Annotated in this window: 8 protein-coding genes; 4 read left to right on the top strand and 4 right to left on the bottom strand. The window is 63.0% G+C overall.

All coding sequences use genetic code 11. The features are described 5' to 3' along the window. Nucleotides 1-155: 155 nt before the first annotated feature. The 3 genes from VR863_RS09685 to VR863_RS09675 are packed head-to-tail and all read right to left on the bottom strand — an operon-like array spanning nucleotide 156 to nucleotide 5,614. Nucleotides 156-461 (bottom strand): hypothetical protein, encoded by a 306-nt coding sequence (locus tag VR863_RS09685; RefSeq protein ID WP_324828262.1) that lies wholly within the window; start codon nucleotides 459-461, stop codon nucleotides 156-158. A 38-nt stretch (nucleotides 462-499) separates the two neighbouring features. Beyond that, nucleotides 500-3,373: a M16 family metallopeptidase gene (locus VR863_RS09680; RefSeq protein ID WP_324828261.1), complete on the bottom strand. Its 2,874-nt coding sequence runs from the start codon at nucleotides 3,371-3,373 to the stop codon at nucleotides 500-502. Between the two features lie 9 nt (nucleotides 3,374-3,382). Continuing rightward, nucleotides 3,383-5,614, bottom strand: a complete 2,232-nt coding sequence (locus VR863_RS09675; RefSeq protein ID WP_324828260.1) for an acylase — start codon at nucleotides 5,612-5,614, stop codon at nucleotides 3,383-3,385. 127 nt (nucleotides 5,615-5,741) lie between these two features. Here VR863_RS09675 and VR863_RS09670 point away from each other — a divergent pair, with 127 nt between their 5' ends. Together VR863_RS09670 and clpB are read left to right on the top strand one after the other, a co-directional pair. Beyond that, a complete protein-coding gene (locus tag VR863_RS09670) occupies nucleotides 5,742-7,190 on the top strand; it encodes an ATP-binding protein (protein WP_324828259.1) in 1,449 nt (482 codons plus the stop codon). A gap of 138 nt (nucleotides 7,191-7,328) precedes the next feature. Further along, nucleotides 7,329-9,908, top strand: coding sequence for an ATP-dependent chaperone ClpB (gene clpB / locus VR863_RS09665; RefSeq protein WP_324828258.1), 2,580 nt, complete (start codon nucleotides 7,329-7,331; stop codon nucleotides 9,906-9,908). Between the two features lie 94 nt (nucleotides 9,909-10,002). Here clpB and VR863_RS09660 read toward each other — a convergent pair whose 3' ends face one another. Continuing rightward, entirely contained in the window at nucleotides 10,003-13,095 is a 3,093-nt protein-coding gene (locus VR863_RS09660; protein WP_324828257.1) for a TonB-dependent receptor domain-containing protein, read from the bottom strand. A gap of 380 nt (nucleotides 13,096-13,475) precedes the next feature. On the opposite strand from VR863_RS09660, the gene VR863_RS09655 reads away from it, so the two are divergent. Further along, complete coding sequence (locus VR863_RS09655; RefSeq protein WP_324828256.1) at nucleotides 13,476-13,952, top strand: hypothetical protein; 477 nt, start codon at nucleotides 13,476-13,478, stop codon at nucleotides 13,950-13,952. Nucleotides 13,953-14,048: 96 nt separating this feature from the next. Next, nucleotides 14,049-14,330: a hypothetical protein gene (locus VR863_RS09650; protein WP_324828255.1), complete on the top strand. Its 282-nt coding sequence runs from the start codon at nucleotides 14,049-14,051 to the stop codon at nucleotides 14,328-14,330. The last annotated feature ends 44 nt before the right edge of the window (nucleotides 14,331-14,374 follow it).

Below are 14,374 nucleotides of genomic sequence, written 5' to 3'. Positions count from 1 at the left end.
TTCCGCGCTTTGAGGACGGGCGGTGGCGACGCCGCGCCTTATCGGCCGTGGCCACACGGCAGACGCGCTCCACCGATGCGACCCAACGAATGCGACCCAACCAAAAGGGGCCGCCGGATCGCTCCGACGGCCCCTTCTAACGTGTCAGGCTGCGATCAGCCCTGGCGCTGGCCGGTCAGCGGCATGTCGCCGAATGCGCCTGCGTTGACCTTGCCGGTCAGCTGGTCGCCATCGACGGTGGCGGTGCAGTTGAGCGTCATCGGCATCGGAACGGTCATGTTCATCTTCCAGGTCAGCGTGTTGCCGTCGATGGTGCCATCGGTGGTGTCCATCGAGCCCATGCCGCCAGCCATCGAGCCGGTGAACGTGGTGCCATCATCGCCGGGAACGACGGTGAAGGTGCCCTTCTGGTCGCCCATCGGGCTCTTGACGACGGTATCATAGGTTCCGGCTACGGACATGGTAGTTCCTCTCTTGGAGTGAGTGTGAATGGTGGGGCTTATTCCGCGTTGCTGACATTCATGTCAACATCGAGATACGTGGTGGGCAAGGCCAGCTTCGCCAGCTGGGCATCGATTTCGCGCCGGTCGCCGACCACCACGATGGTGAGGTTGTCGGGGCCAAGGTATTCGCGCGCGGCGGCATCGATAGCGGCCTTGTCGATGGCGCGGTAACGCTGGGGCAGGGTGGTGTAGTAATCGTCGGCCCGGCCCAAACGGTCGTTTTCCATGATCGCGCCGAGGACCTGGAAATTGGTTTCGAAGCGATTGGGAAGCCCGCGGATGTTGCCATCGGTCACACGGGTGAACTCGGTGTCGTCCACCTTGCGGGTACCCGTGGCGAATTCGCGCGCGGTGTCGAGGATCAGCTGCACCGAATCCCCGGTGCGGTCCGACTGGACGGCCGTGCTGACGGTGAACAGGCGCGGACCTGCGGGATCGTCGATCCCGGTGCGCGCGCCATAGCTCCAGCCCTTTTCTTCGCGGATGATCATGTTGATCCGGCTGAGGAAGCCGTTGCCGAGCACTTCGTTGGCAAGATCCAGCGTTTCCATGCCGGGCGTGGTGCCCGTCAGCGGCAGAACGCGTCCGGCGTAAATCACCGATTGCGGCGAATTGGGACGGTCGATCACCACCAGTCGGGTCTGCGGCGGCGGCACCGCGGCATCGAGCGCCTTTGCAGGGGCGGCCTGGCCGCTTGGCTGCCAGCTTCCGAACGCACTTTCGAGCTGGGCGGTAAGTTCGGGCAGGGTGATATCCCCGACGGCGAAAATTTCCGCGTTGTCGGGCCTGATCCAGCGGGCGTGTTCCGACCGCAGCGTGACCGGCGCGATGCCGCCCATCACTTCGGCGGTGCCCAGCGAACCGACCGTGCCGTACGGATGCCCCGTGCCGAAGACGAGCGGGCGCAGCGTGCGTCCGGCAAGGCCACCGGGCGACGAAAGCTGCTGCGCGATCGCTGCCAGCCGCTGGTCGCGCACGCGCTGCACTTCGCTGTCGGCGAAGGCCGGATTGCGGACGATATCCGCCATCAGGTCGAGCGAAGGGGCCAGGTTGGATGTCAGCGCGTTCATCGTGACGGAACTGGTGTCCAGCGAGCTGCCGGTGCCGATCGACGCGCCAAGGCGCTCCTGCGCCTCTGCGATTTCGACCGCGCTGCGGGTGGCGGTGCCTTCTTCCAGAAGATCCATCATCAGCGACTGGGTGCCGGCGCGTGCCGAACCGTCGGCGGAATAACCGGCGTCGAATTCGATTGAAACGGCGACCTTGGGGATCGCAGTGCGGCGTGCCAGCGTGACGGGGATGCCGTTGGATAGCGTGGCGCGTTCGAGAGCGGGGAAGGTCAGCGGTCCGACATCGGCAACCGGCGGCAAGTCGCGCGGTGGCCCCGTACGGGTGACTTCGACCGGCTCTTTCGCATCGGGGGCAGGTGCCGGCACGGTGCCTTCATCGCCCCAGCCGCCCATCGTCGCGCCGCTTTCGCTGCGTTCGCCCGGAAGAATGGCAAACCGGTAGACCGGGCGCGAAAGCCAGCGCTGCATGGCCTGTGTCACCTGCTGCGGGGTGAGCGTGGCGACACGGCCCAGCGACGCGCGGTAATGCGCCGGATCGCCGGTGTAGAGCAGTCCTTCGGCCAAGGTGGAGCCCTTGCCGCCGAACCCGCCAACGCGTTCCAGCCCATCGATCTGGCTGGACACCAGCTGGGTTGCGGACCGGCCCAGTTCGTCCGCCGTCGGCCCCTTGGCGATCATTTCGGCGATCAGTTCGTCCAGCCGCGCTTCGGCCTGGGCGCGTTCGACGCCGGGCTTGATATCCACCTGTGCCAATAACACGGAAAGCTGTTCGGATTGCCAATTGAAGGCGCTGACGCTGGTGGCCAGCTGTTCGTCGCGAACGAGCGCGTTGTCGAGCCGCGAGCTTGCAAGGCCGCCCAGCACGTTCATACCCAGCGCAAGCGCCTCGGCATCGGGATGGGTCATGCCGGGGCCGGTCCAGATGCGATAGATGCGCGCCTGGGGAACCTGGTCGATCATGTCGCGGCTCTTGTCCGCTGCCAGCGTCACGGGTGCGGCCTGAACGGGCGTGACCTCCGCTCCGCCGGAGATGTCCCCGAACCAGCGTTCGACCATCGGGCGCGCGGTTTCGGCGTCGATATCGCCGGTCAGCGACAGCACCACGTTGTTGGGGGCGTAGTTTTCGATGAACCAGTTCCGCACGTCGGTCAGGCTGGCGGCATCGAGATCCGCCATCGAACCGATAGTGGAATGGCGATAGGGATGGCCAACGGGAAACAGGCCTTCGAGGATGGCGTAAAAGGACAGGCCGTAAGGCTGGTTGTCGCCCTGGCGTTTTTCGTTCTGGACAACGCCGCGCTGCTTATCGAGCTTGTCCTGGCTGATCGCGCCCAGCAGGTAACCCATGCGGTCGCTTTCCATCATCAGCGCCAGGTCGAGCGCGCCCGTAGGCACGGTTTCGACGTAATTGGTGCGATCGAAATTGGTCGATCCGTTGGTGCTGGTCGAACCGGCGGCTTCCAGCGGAATGTCGAAATTCTCCACGTTTTCACTGCCGCCGAACATCAGGTGTTCGAACAGGTGTGCGAACCCCGTGCGTCCGCGCGGTTCGTGCTTCGATCCCACCCGGTAATAGGTCGTCACGCCCACGATCGGGGCCTTGCGATCGGTGTGGATCAGGACGGTCAGACCGTTGTCGAGCGTGAAGCTTTCATACGGAATGTCGACCTTGCCGACGAGTTCGGAAAGCGAGGATGGCTCGGGTGCGGGCGCGACGGCGACCGGGGCGGTGCCGACCGGCACTGTCGCGCAGCCGGAAAGGGCAAGGGCGGCGATGCCGCTCAACAGGTGTTTGCGCATCGGTGTGTCCTATTTGCGATCGGGGTTGTGGGAAACGGTATAGCGGCGCGCTGCATTGGCAAGCACGTCTTCGCGCCAGAAATGCACCGGTTTCAAGCGGTGCTGGACGAACAGCGGTGCCTGATCTGCGTAATGCGGGGAACGGGGGCGGGTGGTGGCCGAACCGTATGGCTGGATCGATTGCGAGCGCACCCGCTTGCCCTGCTCCCACTCGACGAACTGGACGAAGCTGTCGCCGTGCTTGACCGACAATCGCCCGTCTTCCTGCACGTCCCACAAGGTTGACGCGCGCAGCGTGTCCGACCCGCCGTCAAGCGGCAGATCGACATCGCCCTGCCGCAAACGCAGCAATTCGCCCATCGGGGGGTCGATCCGGCCGAAATGGGTGGTCAGGTGATCGACCGATGCCTGCAACTGTTCGCGCGCGTCGGGCAGCGGCTTGTTCTGGTATTCTGCGGACATGAATTCGCGGATCATCAGCAGGGCCAGCGCATCGCCGCGACCCTTACCATCGGCGGAGAAATCCCAGCCGAGCAGCAATTGGCGCGCCTGGCCCAGTGCACCGGCTTCGGGAACGTCGAGCGTTTCGAGCGCGTCCCACAAATCGGCGACATAGCCTTCGCGTTCGTAACCCATGTCGTACTTGATCGCTTCCAGACGCTCGCGGTCGATCATGCCCGGCTGGCTCATCAGCTTCCAAGCACGGCGCGACCGGTTGGTCTGCTTGAGTTCGACACCCATTTCCGGTGCCACGCTGCTTTCCGGCAGATCGCTGCCCGTACCGGCCGCGATGAAGGGGGTGTTGTTGGAATTGAACAGCCAGCCGCTGGCCGGGTTCACGTATTTGGGGAGCGTTTCATACGCCACCGGCTGCGTCCAGATCGCCTTGGGATCATCGCCCGGCAACACCGATCGCCAGTCATATCCCTTGGCCCGTTCGGGCATGGCAGCGTTGTAGACATACGCGATGTTGCCCACCTTGTCGGCGTAGATGAAATTGGTCGACGGGATGTCCATCCGTGCCAGAATGGCTTGCCACTCGTCCAGCGTCTTGGCCTTGTTCAGCCGGTAATACGCGTCGAGCTGGCCGATGTTGTCGATCCCGCCATAACGAAAGGCGAAGGTGCCGTTATCGTTGCGGATGACCGGCCCGTGGACGCTGCGATAGACCGTGCGGCTGATCGGCAGGACAAGCGGCCCCACGCGCACAGGCAGGGTCACGGATTCCTCTTCGAGGTCGAGCCAGCGTTCGCCCATGCGGTATTTCGTGCCGCTTTCGTCCATCACCAGCTTGTAGACATCGACCATGTCGGGGCGGTTGACCGTGTTGGTCCAGCCAAGGTCGCGGTTGTGACCGAGGAAGGGGTAGGGGCTGCCGGGGAAGTTCGCACCGGCATAGTGCCAGCCTTCGCCGCTTTCGACGACGAGTTCGTACCACGCGACACCGCCGCGCAGCGGCTGGTGGCTGTTGGAAACCAGCCGCGTCACGCCATCGCCCGATTTTTCCGGGGCAATTGCAAACGCGTTCGATCCGGACAAAGCGCCCATTTCGCCCCAGGGCAGGGGGAAGGGACGCGACTGAGCGGTTTCCTGGGCGCCGGATGCAGCAGGGCCATCGTTTGCGGACGGCGCACTGCCGTTGGTCGCGGGTGTGGGCGGGCCGAATTCGGGGCGCAGCGGTTCCCCATTGACCAGGGGTTCGATCACGCCGTTGAGGCCGAAGAAGAAGGGTTGGCGCAGGGCAAATCCGGCGGCCACGTCGGTTCCGTCCACGGGGAACAGGTTGGCCAGCTTCACTTCATCGGGATGCTGGCGGGCGTAATCGTTCAGGCCGGTCGCGTAGGCTTCGAACAGCGCGCGCGTATCGGCGGGCAGCTCGGGATAATTGCGCTCTGCCGTGCCGCGCGCATCGAGCAGGTGGAACACGTAATCGATGGCCGCGCCATCCTGACCGGCGATCGCGCCGTAACGCCCGCGAGCCATTGCCACAACGTCCTGCAGCGTGGTGAAATCGTCTTCTGCATGGGCGATGGCCACGCCGTAGGAAACGTCGGGATCGGTATCGCCGTAGATGTGCGGCACGCCGAATTCGTCCCGGATGATTTCCGCCGAATAGGCCGTGTCCGAAAGGCGGACATCGCTGCGCTTGGCCCAGAACGGTTCCCAGCTCGTCAGCGCGACAAATCCCGCAAGCACAACAATCAACAGCGCAAACCCCGCGCGCCCCAACCACTTCCGCATCGATACAATTCCTCTCTTGTCCGGACACCTAGCCCGAAACGGGCGACGCCGAAAGGTATGCTTTGGTTGGGCAAAACCTCACGTGCGCTATTTCGTTAACGGGATTCGGCCCGCTAGCCCCGCGTGCGTGACAGCCCGCATCACCATTGGCCACGAAACGTCCGGCAAGCCGGTCGAATTCGATATCGAGGAGCTTCTCGCGACGCGGCTGCTCGTCCAGGGCAATTCGGGCAGCGGCAAGTCGCACCTCCTGCGCCGCCTGCTCGAAGAATCGGCGCGCATGGTGCAGCAGGTGGTGATCGACCCCGAGGGGGACTTCGTCACGCTTGCCGAACCCTTCGGTCACATCGTGGTCGACGGCGCGGCCTATTCGCCGGCCGAGATCGAAGCGTTGGCCCGCCGCATTCGCGAACACCGCGCCAGCGTTGTCCTGGCGCTCGAAGGGCTGGAGGTGGAACAGCAGATCCGCTGCGCCGCGCAATTCCTGACCGCGCTGTTCGATGCCCCGCGCGAACATTGGTATCCCGCGCTGGTGGTGGTCGACGAGGCGCAGATGTTCGCTCCCGCGGTGGCAGGCGAAATCGCCGAAGATACACGCCGCATGACGCTTTCCGCGATGACCAACCTGATGTGCCGCGGGCGCAAGCGCGGGTTGGCGGGCATCGTGGCCACACAGCGGCTGGCCAAGCTGGCGAAGAATGTCGCAGCCGAAGCGTCAAACTTCCTGATGGGCCGAACCTTCCTCGATATCGATATGGTCCGCGCGGCCGACCTGCTCGGCATGGACCGCAAGCAGGCGGAGCGTATCCGGGAACTGGAACGCGGCCATTTCCTCGCGCTCGGCCCGGCGATCACGCGGCTGCCGCTCGCGGTAAAGATCGGCCCGGTGCAGTCCGGCATCAAGGCGCGCGCCGAAGGGTTGATGGCCATGCCCGATACCGCCCCCGCCGACATGGAAGCGTTGTTGACCACCGGACTTTCCGCCGAAGCCGCCAAGGCATCGCCGCCCCCGCCCGCACCGCGCGCGCCGCGGGTGGAAGAGGTGGAAGAAAGCATTGCCCGGGCGGAAGAACGCCAGGTCGCGCCTGATGCCCAACCGGTGGATACATCGGCGATGGCGCGCCAGATCGAGGCGATAATCCGTGATCTGGCGGGGGAGGAAGGCGTCGCTTTCCAGTCCGCCAGTGCGCAATACCAGACATTCCTGTCGCGCTGCCGGCGGGAACGCCTGATCGGCCCGCTGCCCGACATGCACGGGTTCCGTCGCCGCATTGCGCTGGCGGGCGCCGCGCTCGACGAGCTGTCGGCGGAAACTCAGGCGCGCATCATGCAGCTTGCCGATACGGTCGAAGACGATCTGCTGGCTCCGTTCCTGGTTATCGCAAAGGCCGCCCACGCGGGGGAGACACAGGTCGACGAGGACGAACTGGCGCGCGCCTATGGCACCAGTTCGCCGGGACGTATCCGCCGACTGCTCGACCATCTGGAGCGGCAGGGGCTGGTCGTCGTGCGCGAGGATTTCGGCGGCGGCCGGACAATCATGGTCCCCGGCCTCGAAGGGCAGCCGGCGGGATAAATTACGTATTTCCCCCTCGCCAATTCAAAGCCTACCCCTATATATGACTAACACACCTCGCGATTTTCCGTGGGGCCAGTCTTGTGTTGCATACAGGCAACACCATATCCGAGCGGCACTTTCCATCGAGGGACCAGCATGAATCTCGAAAAATTCACCGATCGCGCCAAGGGTTTCCTGCAAAGCGCGCAGACTGTCGCCATCCGCATGAGTCATCAGCGGATCACGGCCACCCACATCCTGAAGGCGCTGCTCGAAGACAGCGAAGGCATGGCGGCGGGGCTGATGCAGCGCGCGGGCGCGCAGCCGGGCGTGGCGGTGACCGAAGTCGATCTTGCGCTCGCAAAGATACCCGCGGTCAGCGGGGGCGGGGCGCAGCAGACCCCGGGGCTGGACAACGACGCGGTTCGCATCCTCGACCAGGCCGAACAGATCGCCGAGAAGTCGGGCGACAGCTACGTGACGGTCGAACGCCTTCTGCTTGCGCTGGCGCTTGCAGGGACCACACCTGCCGGACAGGCGCTCAATCAGGCTGGGCTCGATCCCAAGGCACTGGAAGAAGCCATCACGCAGCTGCGCGGTGGCCGCTCGGCCGACAGCGCAGGGGCCGAAAACGCCTATGACGCGATGAAGAAGTACGCCCGCGACCTGACCCAGGCTGCGCGCGACGGCAAGCTCGATCCGGTCATTGGACGTGACGAGGAAATTCGCCGCACTGTGCAGATCCTTGCGCGGCGGACGAAGAACAACCCCGCCCTGATCGGCGAACCCGGCACAGGCAAGACGGCGATCGCCGAAGGCCTCGCCCTGCGCATTGCCAATGGCGACGTGCCGGACAGCCTCAAGGGACGCACGCTGATGTCGCTCGACATGGGCTCGCTCATCGCCGGGGCCAAATATCGCGGCGAATTCGAAGAACGGCTGAAGGCTGTGCTCGACGAAGTGAAGGGCGCTGAAGGCCAGATCATCCTTTTCATCGACGAAATGCACACGCTGATCGGTGCCGGTGCATCGGAAGGAAGCATGGATGCGAGCAACCTGCTCAAGCCGGCGCTGAGCCGGGGCGAATTGCACTGCATCGGGGCGACTACGCTCGACGAATACCAGAAGTATGTCGAGAAGGACCCCGCGCTTCAGCGGCGTTTCCAGCCCGTCTATATCAACGAGCCGAGCGTGGAGGATACGATCTCGATTCTGCGCGGGATCAAGGACAAGTACGAACTGCACCACGGCGTTCGCATCACCGATGGTGCGATCGTGGCGGCGGCGCAGCTATCCAACCGCTACATCCAGAACCGTTTCCTGCCCGACAAGGCCATCGACCTGATGGACGAGGCGGCATCCCGCATCCGCATGGAAGTGGAAAGCAAGCCGGAAGAAATCGAAGGGCTCGACCGCAGGATCATCCAGCTCAAGATCGAGGAACAGGCGCTCCAGAAGGAAAGCGACCAGGCATCGATGGATCGGCTGGAAACGCTGCGCAAGGAACTTTCGGAACTCGAACAGCAGTCGAGCGAGTTGACCACACGCTGGCAGAACGAACGCGACAAGATCCACGCCGAAAGCCGCATCAAGGAAGACCTCGACGCCGCGCGGCTGGAACTCGAACAGGCGCAGCGTGCGGGCGACCTCGCCAAGGCGGGCGAGCTTTCCTACGGGCGCATTCCCGAGCTTGAGAAGAAGCTGGAAGAAGCCGCCGGGCAGACCGAAAACGCGCTGCTCAAGGAAGAAGTCACCGATGATGATATCGCCGGTGTGGTCAGCCGCTGGACGGGCATTCCCGTCGACCGGATGATGGCTGGCGAGCGCGAGAAGCTGCTGGATATGGAGAATATCCTCGGCAAGCGGGTTATCGGCCAGGCGCAGGCTATCGATGCCGTGTCCAAGGCCGTGCGCCGCGCGCGGGCCGGATTGCAGGACCCGAACCGTCCGCTGGGCAGCTTCCTGTTCCTCGGCCCTACGGGTGTCGGCAAGACCGAACTGACCAAGGCTCTGGCCGGTTTCCTGTTCGATGACGATACGGCGATGGTCCGCATCGACATGTCAGAATTCATGGAAAAGCACGCGGTCGCGCGGCTGATCGGCGCACCTCCCGGCTATGTCGGTTACGAGGAAGGCGGCGTGCTGACCGAAGCGGTTCGCCGGCGCCCCTACCAGGTCGTCCTGTTCGACGAAGTGGAAAAGGCGCACACCGATGTCTTCAACGTCCTGCTGCAGGTGCTCGATGATGGGCGCCTGACGGACGGGCAGGGCCGGGTGGTCGATTTCACCAACACGCTCATCATCCTGACCAGCAACCTCGGCAGCCAGTATCTGGCGCAGATGGACGATGGCCAGAAGGTCGAGGACGTCGAGCCGCAGGTGATGGATGTCGTGCGCGGACATTTCCGCCCCGAATTCCTCAACCGGCTGGACGAGATCATTCTGTTCCACAGGCTGGCGCAGGAACACATGGCCCCGATCGTCGAAATCCAGGTCGCCCGGGTGCAGAAGCTGCTCAAGGATCGCAAGATCGTGATCGACCTTACCGATGCGGCCAAGAAATGGCTGGGCCGGGTGGGATACGATCCTGTCTACGGTGCACGCCCGCTGAAGCGCGCCGTCCAGCGTTACGTGCAGGATCCGCTGGCGGACATGATCCTCAAGGGGGACATCCCCGATGGCTCGACCGTCAAGATCGACGAAGGCGACGGCGCGCTGGACATACAGGTGGCCTGACGCCGCCACCTTGGCGCCGCCGCGCCGCACCTTACCGCACAACAAAAAAGGGCCCCGGTTTCCCGGGGCCCTTTCGTTTGAGCGTTAGCTCGGATCAGAACTTCATGGACGCGTTCGCGAAGAACGTACGGCCGCGATAATCGTAACCCGAATACAGCGGCGCGTTGCCGACGCTGCTGAAGCCAACCGCAGAGATGCGCGGCGGGCGGGTGTTGAAGATGTTGTTCACGCCCATGGTGAATTCAAAATCTTCGAGAGCGAACTGAACCGAAGCCGAGTGCAGGAAGTAATCCGACGCTTCGAGCAGATAGTTGTCGCGATAGATCTGGACCAGGTCTTCGTCGACTTCACCGGTGGTGTTGTCGAATGCGAAGTAACGGTAGGTCTTGTCGCGGTCGCCATCGACCCAATCCATGCCGTAACGCAGGGTTACGCCATCGAAGGCATAGGTCGCGTCGAAGCTGCCGACCCAGTCAGGGTTCGTGACGATGCCGTTGGCGTCATCGAGGAACTCTTCAGGGAACAGACGGCTCGACTGTTCGGTGTACTTCGTGACGTTCGCATTGAGCACCAGTCGGCCGGGGCCGATGTCGCTTGCGAGACGGGCGTTGAATTCAAAGCCCTTCACGATGTCTTCCGACAGGTTGACGTAGCTGCTGGTGACCGTGAGCTGGTCGTTGGCGTTACGTTCGACGAAGCGGCAGAAACCGGCATTCGGGTCGAAGTTCACGTCGTTGTAGCAACGGCTCAGGATCGTGCCACCGGCGAGGTCAGCCACACCGTTATCGACGCGGATGTCGAAGTAATCGAGCGACAGCGAGAGCGTGCCGATCGACTGCGGGATGGGAGGACGTGCAACCACGCCAACCGACCAGTTCTTCGAAGTTTCAGCGGCGAGGCCCGTTTCAGCGCCACCACGGCGGAACACGGTGATGCCGCTGTTCTGCTGGAAGGTGGTCACGTCGATGCCGACCGTACCACAGTTCGCAGCGACGATGTCGTCGTTGGGGCTGTAGTCTGCCGGATCAGCCGGGAAGTTGTCGCTGTCGCACGGGTCGGAACCCGAACCGATGAACCCGCTGGTCGCGCCAAGGAACTGTTCGGCGAGGGCAGGTGCGCGGTACGACGTGCCGTAGCTGGCACGGAAACCGATGCCACGGATCGGCTGCCATTCACCGGCAACCTTGAAGGTGATGTCGCTGCCGTAGGAATCGTAATCCGTGTAGCGAACAGAACCGTTGAGGTTCAGGTTATAGAAGCCGGGAACGTCAGCAAGGATCGGCAGGTAAACTTCGCCGAAGATTTCCTTGACCGAGTCCGAACCGACCGTGGGCGTACCGGCGGTCAGACCGCGCAGGTTGCCGTTGATTGAATTCTCGTCGGGCTGATCGTTGATCGACTGCTTGCGATACTCGACACCAAGCGCAAGCTGGGCATCGCCACCCGGAAGGGCGAAGATCGGGCCGTCGATGTTGGCAGCGAAGGTCGTTTCACGGAACTGGGTGTTGCCGATCGTGTTGTCGACGATCCAGTCACGATATTCTTCCGAAAGCTCGCCACCGATGGTTGCTGCGTTGAGCGCCGGAGCGGCAACACAGTTCGGGTTCACGGCGCGCGTGCGGCAGACGATCGAACCGTCGGTAAGCTGCTCGACGTCGAGCGACTGGGCCAGCCGATCGGTCAGGAACGATTCGATTTCGTAGCGACCGTCGTTCCACGACTTGCCGACATAGAAGTCGTAACGCCAGTCGGGGAGCACGAAGTCGCCGCGAAGACCGCCGCCGATGCGAACGTAATCGACCTGCTGCTTCGAATCGGTGAGACCGTAGCCGATGAAGGCACGGACGCCGAGGAAGCCGTCACCCGTGATTTCGTTCGGGAACGCGATGACCGAGTTCTGGAACTGCGCCGGAACCAGCGGGTTGATCCGGCCGGTCGGGGTGAAGTTCGGGTTCAGATAGATCGGATAGTCGAGCGCCAGCTGGCGATACAGATACGACGAAGACTTGCGGCGGGTTGCCAGCGCTTCGACGTAGGCTTCTGCGTTGCCGAGAGCTTCGAGATCGTAGGATGCGCTCAGGAAACCGGTGTAGATTTCCGTCGGCGTGATCAGGTACTCTTCTTCCTGCTCGGGATCGAAGCTGTCACGCGAGTAGAAGGTCACGCCGCTGTAGCCAGGCGAGTTGGGCCCGGTGTTGCTCGCGTCGGGAACCAGGCGGTTGTACACGCCCAGTGCGCCGCTGAGGCGATCAGGAGCGAAGCGGTTGCTGACGCCGATCGTGTTGATCGTGACGCCGCCGTTGTCGAGGCTGAAGCACTTGGGTTCGCCGGTGTTCGGATCGATGTAATCGCCCGAGCCGAACGCGCTGCCTTCCCCGTCGAGGTAACCGCCGATGGGGCAGTTGAACCAGGGGTTGTCGTTCCGCGAATAGCCTTCACGCTTGAGATACTCGAGCGAGCCGATGACATTCAGGCGGTCGGTCTGGAAGCCGAACGAACCTGCGATGCGGTAGGACATGCCTGCGCCGACTTCAGGGACGTTGGTCTGAACTTCGAGGTTCAGGCCGCGCAGCTGGTCGTCGGTGATGATGTTCACAACACCGGCAACAGCGTCCGAACCGTAAACCGACGAAGCGCCGGCCTTCAGGACTTCGATACGCTCGACGATTGCGGTCGGCAGAACGTTAAGGTCGGCTGCGAGAACCGAACCGCGCGTGCCGCCCGGTGCAAGGCGACGGCCGTTGAGCATGACCAGCGTACGTGCCGGGCCCAGGTTACGCAGGCTCAGCGTGTTCGCGCCGGTGCCGCCATCGGTGACGAAGCCTGCGAAATAGTTGTTGATCTGCTGCGAGCCGGCAGTGACCGCGTTGCCCTGCAGCGCGTCGGTCGACGAGTTGAAACCACCCTGGGTGATTTCGTCGGCCGTGATCACGGTGATCGGTTCGATGGTCGAGAATTCGTCGCGACGGATGCGCGAACCGGTCACGACGATGGCGTTGCTCGAAGCTACCGAAGTGTCAGCGTTCGAAAGCGTGCTTTCGTCGTCGCAGACACCGTCGTCATTTGCGTCCGGGCAATCGACCGGCTCGCTCTGTGCGTACGCGGGCGCGGAAAACGCCACTGCAGCAAGGCCGACACTTGCGAAAAGTGCGGCCCGTCCACCGATGGTGGAAAAAGGATTTTTCATGTTGTCAGTCCCCTAATCGAACCGGAATCGGCCGGCCCATGCCGGACTAAGAGCAATGAGAGTCCTGTTTCGCAAGCAAACTTGGGCCGTTTTTGACTTGCGAAAGGCAATCGGTTGGAAAGGGTCACAAATTTGCCACAGGTCTTGCCCGGCTCGATCGCGCGACTGGTAATTTCTATCAATGCCATGCCTTTCTAAGCATTATTTGCAAAGTCCGCGACCAAAGGCGGTGTCCACCGAAAAGTGCGAGAATCGGTGAAGCAGAGTATTCTCCGAGTGATTCTTGCGGGTTCCGCATGGCTTTTTGCGAAGCGTTTGGTGCGGCCCGCCAGTTCTGGTATCCGCCATCGAAACAACCTCCGGGATGATGGATCAGGATCATGAAAAAGACTGCGGTACTTGCGATTGCACTGTTCACGGGCTCTGCGGCGATGGCGCAGGACCAGGCAGCGCCAGCGGCGAACGCTGCGCTGGAGGCCTGCCGCGCAATCGAAAAGGATAACCGCCGCCTCGAGTGCTACGATGCGGCCATGGACGCCCTGTATGGCGTGGACGAGGAACTGGTCACCCAGCGCGAACAGGTCCGCGAAGACCGCTTCGGCCTGCAGAGCAGCGAAAACAGTCTCGAGCCCGACAGCATCGAGGCGACCATTTCCGAAGTTGCCGCCGATGTGCGGACCGGTTCGGTGATCGTGGCGCTCGACAACGGGCAGATCTGGGACACGACCTCGAACGGTTCCATTAAGTGGCGTCTCAAGGTCGGTCAGCGCGTTACGATTGCTCCGGGCCCGTTTTCAGGTTATCGTTTACGTATTGAAGGCGTTACCGGTTACCAAGGCGTTCGTCGCCAGAAGTAATTTCGCCCATTTTTCCGCGGACGGATCTGGCGCTCAGTGCCGGATTTGCCGATGATGTGACGATCCCTTGGAGGGTCATCCCAGGAGGTTTCCAGAATGATTACGAATATTCTTGCAATCGCCATGCTCGTGGCAACCCAGCAAGCAGCTGAGCCGTTGCAGACCAAGGTCACCAGCGACGGCAAGGCTGATCTGGAGATCGACCAGCAGAACGCGGGTGAAATGGTGTGCAAGCGCTTCACCGATACCGGCAGCCGGATCAGCAGCCGCAAGGTGTGCAAGACCGTGGCCGAATGGGAAGACCAGCGGATCGACAACGCCGATCTCATGCGGACCAAGCGTGGCGCGGCCGGCGGCCCGCAGCCCAACGGAGGCTGATCCGATACACACTTGCCCGGTCCGCCTGCCCGTGATGCAGCGGC

Origin of the sequence: Qipengyuania zhejiangensis, assembly GCF_035607565.1 — a bacterium.
Taxonomy (GTDB): Bacteria; Pseudomonadota; Alphaproteobacteria; order Sphingomonadales; family Sphingomonadaceae; genus Qipengyuania; species Qipengyuania zhejiangensis.
Note: the sequence above shows the minus strand (reverse complement) of the source record. Positions and strands in the feature narration are given on the sequence as shown.